The 18,601-nt window shown below is 56.3% G+C and carries 12 protein-coding genes and 1 pseudogene; all 13 read left to right on the top strand.

Features of this window, described 5'->3' with window-relative positions; genetic code table 11:
* The first annotated feature begins 114 nt into the window (after positions 1-114).
* The 13 genes and pseudogenes from WH303_RS12175 (at position 115) to WH303_RS12115 (ending at position 18,364) form a co-directional block, all read left to right on the top strand.
* Positions 115-1,932 carry an AAA family ATPase gene (locus WH303_RS12175; protein ID WP_339518747.1) on the top strand — a complete coding sequence of 606 codons (1,818 nt, stop codon included), beginning with the start codon at positions 115-117 and terminating at the stop codon, positions 1,930-1,932.
* 13 nt (positions 1,933-1,945) lie between these two features.
* The gene (locus WH303_RS12170; protein ID WP_339518746.1) at positions 1,946-3,010 is read left to right on the top strand and encodes a 5-methylcytosine restriction system specificity protein McrC; all 1,065 of its coding nucleotides are present in this window, start codon (positions 1,946-1,948) and stop codon (positions 3,008-3,010) included.
* Positions 3,007-3,450, top strand: coding sequence for a hypothetical protein (locus WH303_RS12165; RefSeq protein ID WP_339518745.1), 444 nt, complete (start codon positions 3,007-3,009; stop codon positions 3,448-3,450). The genes WH303_RS12170 and WH303_RS12165 overlap by 4 nt, the downstream gene beginning before the upstream one ends.
* 48 nt (positions 3,451-3,498) lie before the next feature.
* A pseudogene (locus WH303_RS12160) lies at positions 3,499-3,813 on the top strand (transposase); the annotation flags it as partial.
* Positions 3,814-3,985: 172 nt separating this feature from the next.
* Positions 3,986-4,978 (top strand): helix-turn-helix transcriptional regulator, encoded by a 993-nt coding sequence (locus tag WH303_RS12155; protein WP_339518743.1) that lies wholly within the window; start codon positions 3,986-3,988, stop codon positions 4,976-4,978.
* A 71-nt stretch (positions 4,979-5,049) separates the two neighbouring features.
* Complete coding sequence (locus WH303_RS12150) at positions 5,050-5,328, top strand: hypothetical protein (RefSeq protein WP_339518742.1); 279 nt, start codon at positions 5,050-5,052, stop codon at positions 5,326-5,328.
* Positions 5,329-5,345: 17 nt separating this feature from the next.
* Complete coding sequence (locus WH303_RS12145; RefSeq protein ID WP_339518741.1) at positions 5,346-5,522, top strand: hypothetical protein; 177 nt, start codon at positions 5,346-5,348, stop codon at positions 5,520-5,522.
* Positions 5,523-5,683: 161 nt separating this feature from the next.
* Positions 5,684-8,302, top strand: coding sequence for a PD-(D/E)XK nuclease family protein (locus tag WH303_RS12140; protein ID WP_339518739.1), 2,619 nt, complete (start codon positions 5,684-5,686; stop codon positions 8,300-8,302).
* Positions 8,302-11,475, top strand: coding sequence for a UvrD-helicase domain-containing protein (locus tag WH303_RS12135; RefSeq protein ID WP_339518737.1), 3,174 nt, complete (start codon positions 8,302-8,304; stop codon positions 11,473-11,475). Before WH303_RS12140 ends, WH303_RS12135 begins: the two co-directional genes overlap by 1 nt.
* A 186-nt stretch (positions 11,476-11,661) precedes the next feature.
* Positions 11,662-13,125 (top strand): DUF3375 domain-containing protein, encoded by a 1,464-nt coding sequence (locus WH303_RS12130; RefSeq protein WP_339518736.1) that lies wholly within the window; start codon positions 11,662-11,664, stop codon positions 13,123-13,125.
* Between the two features lie 4 nt (positions 13,126-13,129).
* The gene (locus WH303_RS12125) at positions 13,130-13,837 is read left to right on the top strand and encodes a DUF4194 domain-containing protein (protein ID WP_339518734.1); all 708 of its coding nucleotides are present in this window, start codon (positions 13,130-13,132) and stop codon (positions 13,835-13,837) included.
* Positions 13,834-17,190, top strand: a complete 3,357-nt coding sequence (locus WH303_RS12120; protein WP_339518733.1) for an ATP-binding protein — start codon at positions 13,834-13,836, stop codon at positions 17,188-17,190. Before WH303_RS12125 ends, WH303_RS12120 begins: the two co-directional genes overlap by 4 nt.
* The gene (locus WH303_RS12115) at positions 17,165-18,364 is read left to right on the top strand and encodes a DUF3322 domain-containing protein (RefSeq protein WP_339518732.1); all 1,200 of its coding nucleotides are present in this window, start codon (positions 17,165-17,167) and stop codon (positions 18,362-18,364) included. Before WH303_RS12120 ends, WH303_RS12115 begins: the two co-directional genes overlap by 26 nt.
* The last annotated feature ends 237 nt before the right edge of the window (positions 18,365-18,601 follow it).

Here is an 18,601-nt window from a genome sequence, read left to right as displayed (position 1 = left end):
CCTAGACCGAATTGGAGGGACTGCACAAATCCGGTGCGCAGCCGGGAGTTGGTAGATTGGAATCAGTGATACAAAAGTAAAAACAACAAAAGATAACCAGAGAGAGAAAAATCGATGTCTTTATTTAATGCCAAGATTGAAGGTGTGCCGCAGTTTGTCAGTTACTTTGATGCTCTACTGCGTGCGCTGCATCGTTTGGGTGGAACGGCAAAGCCTAAAGAAGCATTTTCTGATATTGCTAAGAATGAGGGTGTCACTGGGCAAGAGCTGGCGCAGATAACAAAGGATGGGTTTTCCAAGTTTGAGGTTGGCGTTTCCTGGGCTCGCTTCTATCTGATTAAGGCTGGTTGGATGTACGCACCCAAACGCGGTGTGTGGGCGCTCACGGATAAAGGCAAGGAGGCTACCACCCTGACACAAGAACAAGCCATCGCGATTTTTAAAGGCGTGCAAACTAAATTCAAAGGGGACGAGGAGGCAGCAGCACCAGAAGATGTGCAACCCGAAACTGCGAAGTATTGGTTTGTGGGGGCGATGTGGGGTGACGATGACCTCACCGACAGCTTTCTGAAAGAAGGCATTTGGCAAAACGGTTACCACGACAAGTTCACAGACCAAGTACGCAGCATGAAGCCCGGTGACAGGATTGCTATCAAGTCAAGTTTTGTGCGCAAGTACGAATTGCCATTTGATAACAAAGGGCAGTCAGTCAGTGGCATGAAAATCAAAGCCATCGGCACAGTGACTCGCAACCATGGTGACGGACGCAAGGTGGACGTGGAGTGGGAAGAGTTACAGAGTAAACCTCGAGATTGGTATTTCTATACCTACCGCACTACAGTGAACCGTGCACGCGTGGAAGATGAGGTGCTTGCTCGAAAGTTGGTGGCCTTTGCTTTTGATGGCACTGAACAAGACTACGATTTTTTTATGTCGCAGCCCTATTGGCTAGAACGTTTTTTGAGCGCCGATTCAACAGCAGTGTTAAAGGTTGAAGCGGTAGACAGTGAGGGGTCGCAGGAAGAAGACGAGCAAACCCTGTTGGCTGCAGCCTATGGCGTAGTGGATATGGTGGCCGAGGGCTGCTTTGTGCCCGAGGCTGAGCTCAGCAGCATGCTCAAGCAATGGCAGAGCAAGAAGAACCTGATTTTGCAAGGGCCGCCCGGTACAGGTAAAACTTGGCTTGCAAAGCGTTTGGCCAAAGCCTTGATTGGCCAGAAAACAGTGTCTGATGAGCAACTGCGGGTGGTGCAGTTTCACCCTGCACTATCGTATGAGGACTTTGTGCGCGGCTACCGCCCCGGTGGTGATGGGCGTTTGACGCTGACCGACGGCGTGTTCCTGCAAGTGGTACAGGCTGCCATTGCCCAGCCAGATGTAGAGCATGTGCTGGTCATCGAAGAAATCAACCGTGGCAATCCAGCGCAGGTGCTCGGTGAGATGTTGACGTTGTTGGAGAGCAGCAAGCGTTCCCGTGTCGATGCGATGGAACTGGCGTATTCCAAATCACGCGGTGAGAAGGTGTATGTGCCAGAGAACCTGTATGTGATTGGTACTATGAATGTGGCAGACCGTTCACTGGCACTGGTGGACTTGGCCCTACGCCGCCGCTTTGCATTTGTGAATTTGGTGCCAAGTTTGAATGCAGCTTGGCAGCAGTGGTGTGAAAGCAAGGGCTTGGATGCTGCAGACATTGCCCATATTCAAACCCGTATGCAGGTGTTGAATGCTGAGATTGCTGCAGACCGTGCTTTGGGGGCACAGTTCCAAATTGGCCATTCATATGTGACTCCACATGAGGCGGTGCACGATGCACGGAGGTGGTTTGCGGAAGTGGTGCAGTCGGAAATTGGCCCATTGCTGCATGAATACTGGTTTGACACGACTGAGCGTGCCGATAAGGCCATTGCACAGTTGCTCACGCCGGCATAAGGCGTGCACAGAAATGGCCTCCCCCATACCTTTGCGCAATATTTGGCTGCTGTTTTTGTATGCGGCTGATTTGGTGCAATTCAAAGATGCCACGCAAGTTGAAGCAGAGAGTGCCCGCAATCTCCCAGAGTTACTAGCTCGGCTACTTACGCAGGTGGTACAGCAGCGTTTGCGTCGTAACTTAAGCCGTGGCTATCAACCCAGGAATGCGGTGCTTTCACGCGTGCGCGGGCGCATTGATGTGCTGACCACCGTATCGGGGCAGCTGCTGGAGCAAGGGCGGGTTGCTTGCCGGTTTGAAGCACACACGCTGGACACTCCACGTAACCGACTGGTGTGCGCTGCGCTGGGGCATTTAGCAGTGAGGTTGAAAGCTCCAGAGCTGGTGCATGAGTGCAAAGCACTTGCACAACTAATGGGGCGCATGGGCGTTGGTTGCCAAAAACCTTCGCGGGCGGAGCTTGCAACCGACCAAGTCAGCCGCAACGAGACTGCCGAATTGTTGATGGTGAGCTTGGCCAAGATGGTGTTTGAGGCGTTTATTCCCAGTGAAGAGATGGGAGGGGCACACTCGGTGGTGGCGAATGCCGATGCTTACTTGGTGCGCCGCTTGTTTGAAAAAGCGGTGGGCAATGCATTGCGTATCCAGCTACTGCCTCTGGGCTGGCAGGTGCTACCAGGGCGAAAATTAAGCTGGCCGGTTAAGCTAGGGTCAGAAGGTGTTCTGAACCACTTGCCAGGTATGGAGACGGATATCGAGCTTCTGCACCATAGCCGCAAACATAAGCTGGTTATTGATACCAAGTTCACGAGCATCTTCACCGCAACGCAATACAAGGAAGAGGTATTGCGCAGCGGCTACTTGTACCAACTCTACGCCTATCTGCGCACGCAAGAGGCAGCTACCTTAGGTCAAGGCTGGCGCAGTGAAGGCATGTTATTGCACCCACAATGCGGTGGGGTTGTAGACACCTATGTGGATATCCAAGGACATCGCATGCGGTTTAAGACCATTGATTTGATGGCCTCTTCGGAGGAGTTTGAGATAAATTTAAAAAATATATTGGATGTATTGTGAGTTCTGATATTTCAAAAGATGATATTGCAATTCATGAAAAAGCACTGAAAGCATTGAATCATTACTACGAGTATAAAGATTACACATTGCTTTTAAGACTAATTAAATCCATGCCAAACTCCAATAGGAGGATTGCATTGATAAAATGGGTTCATGAGTATTCCATTTTGCGTTGGGACTCTGGAAATAAAATAATAAAAAGGCAGCGGATGCCCGATATAAGAGAAATTGAATCCGCAGAAAAAAATCCATTTTGGAACTTTAAGGTTAAACAATTGCAAAGAAAGCATATTTCCGGTAATTTTTTTGACACTAAAGATTTTTTGGATAAGGTCATTTTGCAGATAGGGAATAATTTAAAAATCTTTTCCTCTGATGAGCTAGATAATTTCTGTAAAAGTATCAGAATACTTGCTGATAGGAAAAATGAATCTAGATAATTGAAGGGCGTTGCACAAAGCAGCCGGCAATTGCAGTAGGCTTGGGTGATGAGTGAGACAAGCTGGGGTCGACGAAAATATCGCACTACAAACTGGAAGGCATACAGCGCAGCGTTGAAGGCTCGAGGCGACTTGACTATCTGGCTGGATAAGGACATGCAATGGTTGACCCCGCCCACGTGCAAGCGCGGGCGTTGTCACACGTTCTCAGATACGGCCATCCAGTTCTGCCTGACCATCAAGTGCTTGTTTGGCCAGCCTTTGCGTCAACCGCTGGGTCTGGTGCAGTCGCTATTATGTATGGCAGGCCTAGCATGGGGAGCTCCCGACTACAGTATGGTGTGCCGCAGGCAAAGGAGCTTGGATGGCCGAAATCAATGTCCAAGTATCCATTCTCAATCAATTCACCGAGCTGGGCTCGCCCCAGACGGGGGCCGTGGCATAAATCCGTCTGGGGTTTGGTGTAGCTCGGCCTCGGGTCGATTTATGCAACAACGCCTTTCATTGCCACGAAAATTCCGTGAAGAGGTACTAGATGTCGAAGGTCAGCATTGAGCGTATAACGAAAATAGTGCGCCTCATCCGAAGGCAAGATTCGGTGTCGATGGCCACCTTCATCGCTGAGTTAGAGGTCTCGCAGGCCTCTGTAAAGCGTGACCTCGATTTCCTTCGCGACCGGCTCGGATGTCCCGTTGACTGGGACCGCAGCCGGCGCGGCTGGGTCATCCGCGATGAGCTGGCCGATGGCGGCCGGTTCGAACTTCCCGGAGTTTGGTTCAACGCATCAGAAGTCTTTGCGCTGCTGACGATGCTTCATCTGGTAGAGGGGGTTCAGCCAGGCCTGCTGGACGAACACGTTGGTCCGCTGAAATCCCGTTTCCGCAGCCTGCTCGCCGAAGGTACAAAATCGGCCAAGCCCATTGAGCGTAAGCTCAAACTCATCCATTTCGCGCCCAGGAGGGTTGAGTCCAAGCATTTCCAACTCATAGCGGGAGCCTTGCTGGACGGCAAGCGCTTGCATTTGCGGTATCTGAACCGTGACCGCAAGGAGCACACTGAACGCATCATTTCTCCTCAACAACTGGTGCACTATCGTGAAAACTGGATATTGGACGCGTGGTGCCACACCCGCAATGCTCTCAGGTCCTTTGCACTGGAAGCTGTTGACGAGGTCAGTGTCGTAGACGAGGCTGCCATGGAAGTCAGCCAAGAGGAAATGCAGGAGCATTTCCGCAATGGCTACGGCATCTTTGCCGGTCAAGCGGCCCATCGTGCTCGCTTGAAGTTCACACCGGCACGAGCCCAATGGGTCAGCAAGGAAATCTGGCACCACGACCAGTCAAGCGAGCTCCTTGAGGACGGTAGCTACATCCTTGAGATTCCATACTCTAACGACCAAGAGCTATTGATGGACCTCCTGCGCCACAGCCCAGAAGTGGAGATTCTGGAACCCCCGGAACTGCGGCAGCGCCTACACGCCGCATTGTGCGCCGCAGTATCGAAAAATCTTCCTGCAGCTGTTCAGTAGGTCGTTATTTGAACCAGTGCGCTTGCAACAATGCTTTCCATGCTCGACCTTTTCCGGGCTAGGAGTGCAAGATGAAAGTGAATTTCGCTCATATTCGGGAGCGTGCACAGAATGGCGGCTGGGTTAACTTTGTCGTCTTTGATGCTCGCTCGTCCTCGGGCACCCGGGATGACAACTCTCGGTTGCTGGCCCAGCTCACGGCTAAAGCACGGAATGCGAATCTGCGCATTGACCAAGCTGCTCTCGCCTTTATGTCTGGTGGGCGGTTGCAGTTCTTCGGAAGCCCGCCCCTGGTAGATTTCCTTTCTCGTAGTGGACTCCCTGGCTGGACCCACTCCTTCAACGCATAACAACACCGGAGACTGAAATGGCTAAAAACGACCCCGTTGGAAACAATGCCCGCCGCGGTGCTGTGCGCGACCGCTCGCAGGTGTTCAACCCTACCAACCAGACCTGGACCAAGCGCGACACCGGCAACGGCCGCTTCATGGACCAAAAGAAGGACGGCGAGCCCTTCAAGGGCGTTCGCAAGGAGCACAAGTAGTCAACACGCGGCTCGGGAGACCGGGCAACGTTCGATTTTCATCAGACCAGCCGGCTTGACACTCCGGGGAGTGGAATACGGAACTTGCTGATGTTGCCCTTTGCTTAGACCGCGCAGGTGCATCCCTTCCCGATGTGCTTGCGCTACTTGCTTTACGCGCTATGCATGTCACCTTCGGTTTTAATCTTGATGCCCGTCAGGGCCCTTCGCCGCAGAACTCCTTCAACACACCTGTTGTGGGGCGGCTCGGCTTTTTGTCATTGCTGGAAACCTACCTTGGCTTGTCTAGGCCGGAGGTGGCGGCAGCACAGCGCGTTGCAGTTTACATGGGGCACCTGCAGCGTCACGACAATGGCGCCCGTTTTTACAGCGCATCGATGAAAGTCGACAGCATTGGCACAGCGGCGAAGCTGTTGTCTTGGCGCGATGAGTGGTTTCTCGGGGGCTGGCAGGGAACTGCGCAGGCATCCCATCCTATTCGGCTTCAAGAACTAGCCTTGGTTGAGTCGACTGCCTCAGACATGCCGCCGGGTGAAGCCACCCGGCTGTTGTTGGTGGAAAAGGTGCTCCAGTCGACAGGCCCCAACCCGATTACCTCCGTTTCGCTTGTTGACCCGCAGGAGGATTTCCCTCTCTTGTGGCGCAGGGTGTTGGCCTGCTTGCCGGATGTTCAGTTCAGCCCCGGTATTCCTCACGGAGAGGGAGCACTGCGTGCCCTGCAAGAAAAAGCTGTTCTCGTCATGTCAGGAAAGGAAGCACCAAGCAAGATGCCTCCCATTGCTGACGGTAGCGTGCAGCTCGTTCACACACTGTCTTTTTCGACAGCTGAGCACTGGCTTGGCGCGCACGCTGCAGCCCACCCGGCCGACCGGCTGGTCCTCGCGGAAAACCATGGTGACTCCCTTGACACCACTTTAGTCGCCACAGGCGGAGTCAACTGCGGCTTTGAAAACCCTAGCCAGCTTCGCCCTGCCTTACAGGCGCTGGGTCTGGCCTTGGAGTTGTGTTGGGCACCTCTCGACGTTGGTCGCCTGGTCGACTTCCTGACCCATCCTGTGGGACCGTTTAGCCGAAAAGCGCGAGCCACGCTCGCGAAAGCCGTTGCAGAGCAACCGGGGATTGGCGGAGACGCGTGGAGAGAGGCCAAGAACAAGATTGCTGCCGGCAAAGATGGCGAGGCTCTGGTGCTTGATATCGAGTTGTGGCTTGAGGGCGAACGTTGGTCACGCCACCAGGGGGCGCCCTTGGACGTCCTGCTCGCGCGGGTCGACAAGCTCAAAGAAGCATTGCGCCGCAGGTTGTCCGGCGACCCTGCCATAGCGGCCACGTTCGCACCTGCGTATCGCCAGTGTGCAGCTGTTCTCGACAGCCTCTCCGAACTTTCCCGACAAGGCGTCACCACGCTGCTGCCCCGGCAAATTGAACAGCTGGTGGCTCATGCGACGCCCACAGGTGCGTCCAATCCTGGTGCCGTTTCTCAAGTTGGGTGCATGCGCTCTGCGAACAGTGCGTCAGCTTGCATCGAGCCAGCTGACGAGGTTATTTGGTGGATGCCTTCCACGCCAATGCTGGTACAGCAGCTCCCGTGGTCGAGTGCAGAAGTCCAAGCTTTGAAGGAACTGGGAGTCGACCTGCGGGACCCCGTGAAGCAGTTGTCAGCACTAGCCCTGCAATGGCTACGTCCTTTGTTGGCAGCTCGCAAGCGCTTTGTGATGGTCTTGCCCCCTCCTGGATGGGAAGTCCATCCTGTCCGACAACTCCTCCAACAACTCATTCCAGACTTTGAAGCACAGGCCCTGAACCTCGATGCTGCATGTGACAACCAGTTAGTAGGGAGTCTGACCGAACAGGTGGCGTCGCTCCCATTTCCGGAAGTGCAACGCCATATCCAGCTCCCCGGGCCGATGAAGCTGTCCTCCAATCCACAGTCTTACACGGCACTCAACGAGTTGTTCAACGCGCCCGCTCTCTTCGCGCTCAAGAGGATTGCCCGGTTGAACCCAACCTCTATTCTTGCTGTGGAAGAGGACAACCGTCTTCTCGGCATTCTTGCCCACCGCGTCTTCGAGAAACTCTTTGCGCATGCCGATGTCCTTACCTGGACGAACCAGCAAGCCAAGGACTGGTTCCGAACTCAGACCGATGAGTTGCTCCGCACAGAAGGGGCTGTTCTCCTGATGCAAGGCGCTGGCATCAGCCTGCAGCGCTTCCAGATGACCTGCGAAGGCGCAATCTGCTCGCTCTTGGAACATCTGCGCGAAGCCAAAGCAGTACGCGTTCAGACCGAGGCCGAATTTGATGGCGTGCTCGGACCGGTCCCGTTGACCGGAAAGATTGACCTTCTGGTCGAGCTGCCTGACAACAAGGTTGTCGCGCTCGACATGAAGTGGCGCGGAGATAACCACTACGCACGGACGCTGCGCGAGGGTGGCCACCTTCAGTTAGCTCTGTATTCCAGCTTGGTCGAGCAGAAGACCGGAACTGCACCTGCGGCACTGGGATTCTTCATCCTGGAAAGCGGCGCGCTGTTCATCTCGCACCCGGGCTTCTTCCCTCAGGCTCAATTCACACCTCCACCCGAGGGAGTTACGGTCGCTGCGCTGCTTGACCGGGCAAAAGCGACCTGGTCCTGGAGAACGGGCCAGTTCGCCGCAGGGCAAATTGAAGTTGTCCCCAGCGGACCAACTGAAGACTACAACGGTCCCGAGGGGACGCTTCCGGTGAAGGGGCCCAGCCAATGGGACCGGGACTATCTCGTATTACTGGGAGGGTGGGAGTGATGAACAACATCGAATTTGTGAGCGCGGGTGCCGGTAGCGGCAAGACCTACAAGCTGACTGAGACCCTCGCTCGGGCCCTCGAGTCCGGCGCTGCCCGACCCCATGCCATTTTGGCAACGACGTTTACGGTGAAGGCCGCCACGGAGCTGCGTGAACGCGCCCGGTCGTGGTCGCTGGAGAAAGGCCGTGTTGACCTTGCCACGGCTATCGGACAAGCCAGGTTGGGAACAGTCAACAGTGTCTGCGGCCAGATGCTCAAGCAGTTTTGCTTTGAGTTGGGGCTGTCCCCCGACCAGACCGTTCTCAGCGAAGGGCAGACGAAACGGCTGCTCGAAACATCACTTGCTGAGACTCTCGACCCTGTGGGCCAGGCCGAGTTCGTGCAGCTCACGCGCAGATTTGGAATTGAACAGGAAGACTGGGCGAAGACCGTCAAGGATGTGGTCAAGGCGGCTCTGGACAACGACATTGAACCCGTCACATTGCGGACGATGGGGCCGCGCAACGCAGACCAAATGCTTGCGAATTGGCCAGCGCCGACCGCAGGCGGTGACCCGACGGCGGTTTTAGCCGCAGCAGTGATAACCGCGCGCCAAGAGGTCGCAGCTTATGTCGACGCGCAAAATGCGGCTGGCGCCAAAGGGGCCAAGAATCTTCAAGACGGGCTGGGTGATTTGCAGAAGTTCGAGCGTGCTTTCCGCGAAGACCGATGGTCGTGGCCCGACTGGATTGGTGCAGCGGGTATCGACGCCGGTGCTAAGGTCAAACACTTTCTAGAGCCCGTGAAAGCTGCGGCTCAGGCGCACGAATCGCATCCAGCCTTCCACGCCGACGTTCGGCGGTATCTTGAGCTGATATTCAATCTAGCGGCTGATGCCCTGGATGCCTATGCGGAGGCCAAGAAGACCTTGGGCGCCGTGGACTTCAGTGACCAGGAGGTGCTGTTGCTGCGGGCGGTTCGAGAAAACGCAAGCGTCCGTGAGGTGTTGGCCGACGAACTTGACCTGGTGATGGTCGATGAATTCCAGGACACAAGTCCTCTCCAGCTTGCGCTGTTCGTGGAGTTCGCCAAGCTGGCCAAGCGTTCAATCTGGGTTGGTGACCCCAAGCAAGCGATTTATGGCTTTCGCGGAACCGATGCCAGCCTTTTCGCTGGAATCATCGGAGCCATTCCTGGCTGGGGTGGCACTATTGGTCAGCCCCTGACCACATCGCGACGGTCCACCCCAGCCTTAGTCTCGCTCACGAATGCAGTGTTCGGAGGCGCCTTCCAACCCGAACTGGCACCACCGGATGTTCAGTTGCAGCCCGCTCGAAATGACCTTCCTAATCAGTCGTCGCTTTTGAACTGGAACTTTGAGAGCAGCAAGAATGGTACGGACTATCTGGCATTGGGCCAGGCCATATCGGAGCTACTTAACTCTGGGATGCAGGTAGAAGACAAGGCGACCAAAACCCTTCGGGCAATCCAACCCGGTGACATCGGAGTCCTCTGCCGGAAACACGACCAAGTGGATTTGGCCGTCACTTCGCTCACCCAGTGGGGCATTCCTTCTGCAAGTCCCCGCGCCGGCCTGCTGGGAACTGCGGAGGCCATCTTTGTCCTGGCTTGTCTGCGCCGCATGCACGATGTCAGCGACACTGTTGCATCCGCTCTGGTGCTGACGTTGGCAGATGGCATCCCGGTAGACGCATGGCTGGCGGACCGCCTTAATTACCTCGGGCAGCCCGATGTCAAAGCTCATGAGTGGAAGACGCACGGCGAATCTGCACATCCACTACTTGCACGTCTCGAAGAACTGCGCCCGGCCTTCACCTCCTTGACTCCTCTGGAAGCTCTACGCCTGGCCACCGCAGAATCGCATGTTGCCCAGCTTGTCGCCCAATGGTCCAACACTCCGCATGAGGAACGTAACCGGTTGGCCAACGTTGAAGCTCTGGTAGAACTGGGAAAGGCCTACGAGGACGAATGCATCGCAGCCAAGCGACCTGCAACGGTCAGTGGGATGCTCAGATGGCTCGATGCAACCGCGGAAGCGGAGGACGATGGCCGAGCTGCGTCAGCAGACAGCGCAGTCACGGTCCTCACCTACCATGGGTCAAAGGGCTTGGAATGGCCAGTCGTTGTCCTTTCTGCGCTTGGCGAAACTGCCAGAAGTGCGCTTTGGAATGTGCGGGCACGCACGGAAGGCGTCTTTGACCCGCAGATGCCGCTGGGCAATCGCTTCATTCACTGCTGGCCGAAGACCTGGGGTAAGCGCGCGGCCCCACAAGCCGCAGTCAACGCGGAAGCAAGTGCGACCGGGGTCTCCATGCAAAAAGATGCCGAGGCGGAAAACAAGCGCTTGCTCTATGTCGGGTTGACCCGCGCCAGAGATGTGAACATCCTGGTGTCATTCGCCAGGAAATCTGGGCCAGTACGCGGCTGGGTGGATGAGGTGCAGGGCGCAAGTCAGATTCTGTTTGGCCCTACCGAGGAGGTGGTCCTTGTTGATGGCCAGCGGTGTTCAAGAACATCCAAGGATTGGAGCAAAGACGAATGCGCAGCCGAGCCACCAGTGCGAGCACCGAAAGACCGTCATTGGTTCACCCGTCGACCTCTCGCATCGGCAGTGCCCTTGTGGCACCGACCAAGTAGTGCAGTTGGCGGGCAGTTCGCTATTGCTGAGACCGCAGACGTCGGCATTCGTATTGCGCTAACGGGAAAGCCGGACATGGCCGACCTAGGGACGGCAGTCCATCTCTGTATCGCTCGGGCTGGTGCACGTGGAGTGGTGGAGCAGGCCGATGTCAGCAGCATTCTCAGCAACTGGGGCATAGGCAACGCCGTTGACAGCGCTGCGGTTGTCGCGCAGCTATCGGCCTTCCATGCATGGTGCGGTGAGCGTTGGCCTGGATGTCCGACCTTTGTTGAAGTACCAATTGAGGCGAATCGTCCTGATGGAACGCGGGTCAGAGGAAGAATTGACTTCCTTGTGAAAACTCCTCAAGGTTGGATTCTTGTGGACCACAAATCCAACCCTGGAGGGAGTGAACGTGACGGGAGCTTGACTCTTCAACACGGACCGCAGCTTGCTGTGTATGCCGAAGCTTTGGCTGCGGCAACGGGCGTTTCGGTTGTTGAGAGGTGGATATATCTTCCAGTCGCTGCTCGAGTACTGAGGATTGCCTAGGTTGTTGTGCCTAAAAAGTTGTACTGCTGTGACTTTTTTTGCACACCCCTGTGCTTCATTGCTTTGCTAAAGAATCAGAGGAGGCGAGGATATGACTGCGTATGCATGGGCTGCATCTTCTATTTTCCTAAAGGGTTCTACTGGGAGGGGAGTAAGTTCGTTTGACGTGAATAAGCGAGGCGCACCATGAAGGCGCTTCGCGGCACCGCTGCGCTACGTAATCTTCGGGAGCAGCCTCTTTGGCGCCTGCTGGCTGCCAATAAGGCTCCCGTTGTGATTGGATTGCTGCAGTCCTTGTTTGTTGAATCCGAACAAACCCTCCCCAGCTCAGTACTTCATGAGCGTTTGGCACGTGACATTGAGGCGCTACGCGCTGTTGGGGAAGAGCTTCCGCAAACGCCGCAGGCATATGTCGCGGAGTGGCTCAGCCAGGGATGGTTGACTCGTCGATTTCCTGCGGGGGCGTCTGAGGAGGAGTACGAGCTGTCGGTTGACGCGCTGACGGCACTGCGCTTTTTGACAGGGCTTTTGAAGCCGCGTACCACTGCGACAGAGAGTCGGCTATCCGTTGTGATTCACCAACTGTCACGACTGGCAGAGGAGACCAATACCAATCCGCAATCGCGTCTGGCTGCGCTGCGCGCCGAGCGCGACCGCATTAACCGGGCGATTACTGATGTCGAACGTGGTGGAGTCAAAGCGCTTGCCCCAGACCGGGCTGTGGAACGGGCGCGCGAAGTCATCGCTTTGGCGCAAGAACTCGCGGCCGACTTCCGAAGCGTTCGTGATGAATTCGAGAGGTTGAACCGAGGTCTTCGTCAGAGCTTGATGGAGAACGAAGGGAGCCGTGGTGATGTGCTGGAGCAGCTCTTTGCCGGTGTTGACCTTATCGGCGAAAGCGATGCCGGCCGAACTTTCCATGCGTTCTGGCGGCTGCTGACAGATAGCGAGCAGGCCGCAACGCTGCGCGAGTCGTTGGATGAGGTGACTGGTCGGCCCTTCGCGCGACAGCTGGAATCGCAGGAGCGCAAATTCTTGCTGGGGCTGACTGGTGCCTTGTTGAACGAAGGACGAGGGGTGCACGATGTCCTGCAGAATTTCGCGCGTAGCCTCAAAAGCTTTGTCCAGAGCCGGGAATTCTTGGAGCACCGCCGGCTGCATAGCCTCCTCAAAGCAGCGACACAGGCTGCGTTGGGTGCCAAGGACGAGGTGCGGCCAAACGAGCAGCTGGGCTTCGAGCTCATGCAGTCCAGCAGCCGAATCAGGTCGGTGTCCCAGTGGGCGCTTTACGACCCGTCGGAGCGTGTAACCGACTCCTCGATGCAGGCGGCGGAGCCGTCAGAGCTGGACCTCGAAACGGTGAGCGAGCTGGTTCGGCAATCGGAAATCGACTTTCGAACGCTTAAGGCCCACGTGCGGGCCATCTTGGAGCGGCAATCTCAGGTTTCTATTGCGCAGGTGCTTGCTGAGTACCCCGCGGAGCAGGGATTGGGAAGTGTTGTTGGCTATGTCGCCCTGGGTTCCAAGCATGGGGATGTGACTGACGGGACAGAGCTTGTGGTCTGGGAGGGGGACGACGAGGTGCAGCGCCGCGCCAAGGTCCCTACCATCTATTTCATGAGGGAGCGCTATCTTGAACTCGTTGACTGACGCGATGGATGAGTCTTTCGTAGAAGATACGGCGGCAGATTCTACTGTTGCCGAAGCTGCAACCTTCCAAGGAGATACCGGGGCGCTGCCCATCGACACCCGGCGAGTCTTGGTTCAACTTCTTCTGGGACCCTCGGTGGACGCACGGCGTCAGTCGAGGCTCTGGCCGGTTCTGCTGCGCGATGAGGTTGTCATCCGTTCGCGCATGCATGACCTCTTTCTTGAAGTCGTCATCGACCATGAGCAGAAGGTCGCCTTCACAAGGCAAGTCGTTTCTGAAGACCTGGATGTCCCCATCTTGCTGCGCAAGGCTTCGCTCACTTTCCTGGAAACCGCATTGCTGCTTTTCCTGCGGCAGCGGCTGACCCAGGCCGATGCTCAGGGTGAGAGGGCGGTCGTTTCGCGCGAAGACATGCAAGAACATCTGGCGGTGTTCGAAAAAGAGAACAACCCCGACCACGCTAAGTTTGGGCGGCAGGTCATCAATGCTGTCGACAAGGCGAAGAAGCTGAGCCTGCTGCAGTCCATCCGTGGGTCAGGGGAACGCTACGAGGTCTCACCAACACTCAAGCTTCTGTTCTCTGCCGAGGAAATTCAGGAACTCACGCGCACGTATGCCTCGTTGGCTGCCTCCCCCGCAGGAGTCGGTTTCAATGGGGAATCTGATGGCGATGACGACGAACAGCCTACTGATGGAGAGGAGACCGAATGAATCCGTTTGCTCAAACCGACCTGCTTGGCGGCAGCAGTGACCAATTCCGTCTCGCACGGATTCAGACGTTCAACTGGGGGACGTTCTCGAATGTCTTCGACTTCCCCATCCCGAAAGAGGGCTACCTCTTCGTCGGTCCTTCGGGGTCTGGCAAGTCGACGGTCCTGGATGCGCATGCTGCACTGCTGACGCCTCCGAAATGGGTGGACTTCAACGTTGCGGCGCGCGAGGCCGAGCGCAATGGGCGGGACCGCAGCGTCATGACGTACCTTCGAGGGGCTTGGGCGCAGCAGACCGGCGAGGCCGGTGAATATGTGTCGCAGTTCCTGCGTAGCGGCACGACGTGGTCGGCCATCGCGGAAACCTACCGTGATGAATTGGGGCGTGTGGTGGTGCTTGCCCAAGTTCTGTGGGTGAAGGGAAATTCGACCGCCCCGGGTGATGCCAAGCGTGTGTACCTGACGCTTGAACGTGAGTTTGGTGTTCAGGAACTGGAGTTCTTCGCGAAGAACGAGTTCGATGCTCGACGCTTCAAGCACGACTTGCCTGATGCGAAGGTGCATACGGAGTTCAGCGCCTACCAAGAGCGATTCCGCCGGCTGCTGGGCATCGAGAACGAGCGTGCATTGCGCTTGCTGCACAAGACGCAGTCCGCCAAGAACTTGGGCGACCTCAATGTGTTCTTGCGGGACTTCATGTTGGATGAACCCGAAACCTTCGGCATCGCCGCGAGCCTGGTCAATGAATTCGGAGAGCTCAACGAGGCGCACCAGGAGGTTGTTGCTGCACGCAAGCAAATTCAGACGCTTGTACCGGCCCGTGACGAACATGGGGAACTGGACGGCGTAAAACTTGAGCGCAATGGCTTGCAGGCCATACAGACTGCCATTGACCAATATCGAGAACACCGGCGCAAGCTTCTTCTTGATGAGCGCATTGCTGAGCTCGAAGTGGACATGGAGGGGGCGAGGCAGGAGACGTTGCGTCTCGCTTCCATTGTTGAGAACGAGTATCAGAAGCTGACCGACCTCCAGAGGCAAAAGCTCAACATGGGGGCCGACGTTCTTGTCCGGCTCGAAGAGGACATTAAGGCCGCCGAAGCTGAAAAGCCCATCCGTATCGGCAAGCGGGACCTTGCCGCAGCAGCATGTGAAGCCATGGGGTGGGCTGTTCCTGATTCCGTGGTGTGGTTTGTCCAGCGTGTCGAAGCCGCCAAGCAACGGGTGTTGAAGGCGCGCGACTTGAAGAAAGAGGCTGAAGAGCGGAAGGACGGTGTCAAGGAAGAGCTGCGCCGGGCAAATGAGGGCTTCCAGAAGGTTGTCGCTGAGGTTAAGGCGCTCGAACGCCAGAAATCGAACTTGCCGGCACGACTGGTCGACCTGCGTGAGCGCATGGCTCGGGACCTTTCGATTCCCGAAGAGAAACTGCCGTTTGTCGGCGAACTGGTCGAGGTGCGAGCCGAGGAAACGGCTTGGCGTGGTGCCATCGAGCGTGTCCTGGGTGGCTTCGCTCGCTCCATCCTCGTGGACGAGAAGCACTACTCTGCGGTGTCGGCTTACCTGAATGAGCGAAACATCGGTGAGCGGCTGGTGTACTTCCGAACCATCCCCCAGACCTCGGGGCGGTCTCCGGGGCCCAATTCCTTGGTGCGCAAGCTCAACATGGCATCAGGTAGTTTCGGGGACTGGGTCCGGGAGGAGCTCAAACATTCTTTCGACTTCGAGTGCGCCGACACCCTGCAGGCGTTCCGCAATGCTTCGCGTGCGGTCACTCGCGAGGGGCAGGTCAAGCACAGCACGATGCGGCATGAGAAGAATGACCGCCACTCGGTCAACGACCGCAATCAATGGGTCCTGGGGTTCGACAATAAGGAAAAACTGGCACTCTTCAAACAGCAGGCCGTGGAAATCGGCGTTCGCATCAGTGAGCTGGAAGAGACCGTTCGCAAGATGGGGAAAGAGGAAGACGCCCAACAGGAGCAGATGTTGCACTGCCAAAACCTGTCGAATCTGACTTGGAACGATGTGGATGTTGGGTCGCTGCTGACGCGCATCAATGACTTGACCATCCGCTTAAAGGCCGAGCGGGAGGCGCGTCCGGACCTCGCAGCGTTGAACGACCGCATTCGGAAGCAAGAAGAGGTGCATTCCAAGGCGGTTAGTAAGAAGAACGCTGAAGACGGCAAAGGGCAGTCTATTTCTGCGGACATCAACCGCTTGAAAGGGAAGCTGGAAGAACTTTCCCAGTTGTGGCCGACTTCGGACCGTCCTCCTGCGTTCGCCACGCAGATTGCCGCCCGGTACGAGGCCACGGAGAAGGAGGCCACCTTGGAGAGCCTTGACCATGTGACCAATTTGGTTGAGCGCGGCCTGAATTTGGAGCTGCGGGCGCTCGAAAGCCGGTTGTCGGAACTTAGTAATTCCATCGTGCAGCGGTTTGCGGATTTCAACCGGCTGTGGCCTGCGCTTGCTGGCGGCCTTGATGCGACGCTTGCAAGCGCCGACGACTATCTGGCGAAGCTCAAGCGACTGGAGGACGACAACCTGCCTGCGTTCGAGGACCGGTTCTTCAGTCTTCTGCGGGAGCAGAGCGACCAGAATCTGACGCTGCTCACCACGAAGCTGGACGAAGAGCGCTCGGCCATTCGGTCGCGCATGGAACTCGTCAATGAAAGTCTGCAGACGGCGCCGTTCAATCCAGGTACTCACCTGGTCATCGAAACGACCGACAAGGCCATCGAGGATGTGCGCTTGTTCCGCGCGAGCCTCAAGGAGTCGCTCAGCCACTCGTTCTCCAACGACCGTGACTTGGCTGAGGAGCGCTTCAAAGCGTTGGCGGCACTCGTCAAGCGTCTCGCGAGCCAGGAAACCGCAGACAAGAACTGGCGGAATTTTGTGCTCGACGTGCGGCAACACGTGGAGTTCGTTGCTCGGGAACTGGACGAGGACGACCTGGAGGTCGAGGTCTACCGCAGTGGCGCCGGCAAATCCGGCGGACAGCGCCAGAAACTGGCTGCGACTTGTCTGGCGGCTGCGCTTCGGTATCAGCTTGGCGGCCAAGACAGAGCACTGCCCAGTTATTCCACTGTTGTGCTCGATGAAGCCTTCGACAAGGCTGATGCGGAGTTCACGGCGATGGCTATGAACATCTTCAAGACTTTCGGATTCCAGATGATTGTGGCGACCCCGTTGAAGTCCGTGATGACGCTGGAGCCCTTCATTGGCGGTGCATGCTTTGTGCATATCAAGGACCGAAAGAAGTCGGCGGTCATCCCCATCGAATACGACGATGAGTCTCATCGACTGAAACTTTCCCAGGATGTGTCCAATGTCGAAGAAACTTCTGTCTCCTGAGGCAGCGCGCGATTTCTTGGTTCGTCGCTTCAACAACCAGCATCAGAACTGGCTGGCAGGGGAAGGAGCTTGGCCACTGGTTGTGGCGCTGGGCGTTCCAACCGATAAGGATATCGCGGAGGACGCTTCAGCGGTCAGGGCATGGGCGGCTGCTTGGCAGTCACGGACTAGCCCAGGGGAAGTCCTGTTTGAAGAGCGGCAATTTGCCAGGTTCGGCAGGCATCGGTTACCCAGTCGGTTGAGTTTTGAAAGCGCTGCCGTGGTGGCCGCTGCGATTGGTCAGTCCAGGCGTTGGGAGATTGCCTGCGAGCGCTATCAACTGATGTTGAGCCGGTGGCCGGTGCTTGGGCAGGGCAGCGCGCTGGCTTCTCGGTTCGATGTGCTCGCGGACTATTCTTCTGAGGACTTTGAACGCTTGGTGGCTCTACTTGCGTGGTTGACCGCCAATCCAGTATCGGGCCTGTATCTACGGCAGCTCCCTGTGGAGGGGCTGGATACAAAGTGGTTGGAGAAGCGCACGGGGCTCGTGGCTGGTCTTCTTCGCGTGATACGGGGTACTGGAGATGAAGGTAGTGACTTTCATACGTTGGCTGGCCTCAAGAAGCCAGCTCATCGAGTACGCATCCGATTGCTCTGCCCTAAGCTGCGCAGCCTGTTTGGAGGCTTGAGTGACATTGAAGCACCGGTGCAGGCGCTGGGTAGATTACCTATTTCACCTGCGACTGTGGTGATTGTCGAGAACCTCGAAACGGGGCTGGCATTTCCCGATGTTGCGAACACCGTACTCGTCATGAAGCTAGGAAATGCGGTGAGCGCCCTGCGAGAGCTTTCATGGCTGATAGACGCAGAAGTCTGGTACTGGGGCGATATAGATACACACGGATTTGCAATTCTTGGACGTGCCCGTAGGGCCATTCCACATATCAAGTCAATACTCATGGATGAGCGGACACTTCTTTCACATCGCTCCCTATGGGGAAGGGAGAGCGTCTTGGAGACAAATGCCCCTGTTGAAGATTTGATGCCCGAAGAAGCTGCTGTGTATAACAGTTTGAAGGCTCATTCTTGGGGGCAGGGCGTGCGCTTAGAGCAGGAGCGACTTGATTGGGATTCCTCAATTAAAATTTTAATGAATACACTGGCTTCTGGTGTAACTGGTCAAGCCAAAGATTGACAGTGTCTTAATTTTTTTGAGATAAGAATTAAAACTTCGTCATCAAGGTCGGTAAACCCTTTATGGGGCCTTTCCCCACTCATGGCGCCCGTCTCGTGCCACATCGGCAGTGTAAAACGGAATTGAACCGGCGTCCGCAAGCTGAATTGGCTCAATTGTCGGTGCTCCTTTTGAGGGCTCCTTTGCGAGGCAGCGCAAAGGAGCGGGTTGAGAGAGGTTGATGCGTTTCTATCCGTT

The organism is Comamonas sp. MYb69 (genome assembly GCF_037479315.1).
In the GTDB taxonomy this organism is placed as follows: Bacteria; Pseudomonadota; Gammaproteobacteria; order Burkholderiales; family Burkholderiaceae_C; genus Comamonas.
This window is presented reverse-complemented; position numbering and strand designations above follow the sequence as displayed.

Excerpts from the sequence above, each read along its gene's own strand:
- WH303_RS12145 (WP_339518741.1), top strand. The coding sequence starts at position 5,346 with ATGGCTAAAAACGACCCCGTTGGAAACAATGCCCGCCGCGGTGCTGTG.
- WH303_RS12170 (WP_339518746.1), top strand. The coding sequence starts at position 1,946 with ATGGCCTCCCCCATACCTTTGCGCAATATTTGGCTGCTGTTTTTGTAT.
- WH303_RS12175 (WP_339518747.1), top strand. The coding sequence starts at position 115 with ATGTCTTTATTTAATGCCAAGATTGAAGGTGTGCCGCAGTTTGTCAGT.
- WH303_RS12115 (WP_339518732.1), top strand. The coding sequence starts at position 17,165 with ATGTCGAAGAAACTTCTGTCTCCTGAGGCAGCGCGCGATTTCTTGGTT.
- WH303_RS12120 (WP_339518733.1), top strand. The coding sequence starts at position 13,834 with ATGAATCCGTTTGCTCAAACCGACCTGCTTGGCGGCAGCAGTGACCAA.
- WH303_RS12150 (WP_339518742.1), top strand. The coding sequence starts at position 5,050 with ATGAAAGTGAATTTCGCTCATATTCGGGAGCGTGCACAGAATGGCGGC.
- WH303_RS12135 (WP_339518737.1), top strand. The coding sequence starts at position 8,302 with ATGAACAACATCGAATTTGTGAGCGCGGGTGCCGGTAGCGGCAAGACC.
- WH303_RS12140 (WP_339518739.1), top strand. The coding sequence starts at position 5,684 with ATGCATGTCACCTTCGGTTTTAATCTTGATGCCCGTCAGGGCCCTTCG.
- WH303_RS12155 (WP_339518743.1), top strand. The coding sequence starts at position 3,986 with ATGTCGAAGGTCAGCATTGAGCGTATAACGAAAATAGTGCGCCTCATC.
- WH303_RS12125 (WP_339518734.1), top strand. The coding sequence starts at position 13,130 with ATGGATGAGTCTTTCGTAGAAGATACGGCGGCAGATTCTACTGTTGCC.
- WH303_RS12130 (WP_339518736.1), top strand. The coding sequence starts at position 11,662 with ATGAAGGCGCTTCGCGGCACCGCTGCGCTACGTAATCTTCGGGAGCAG.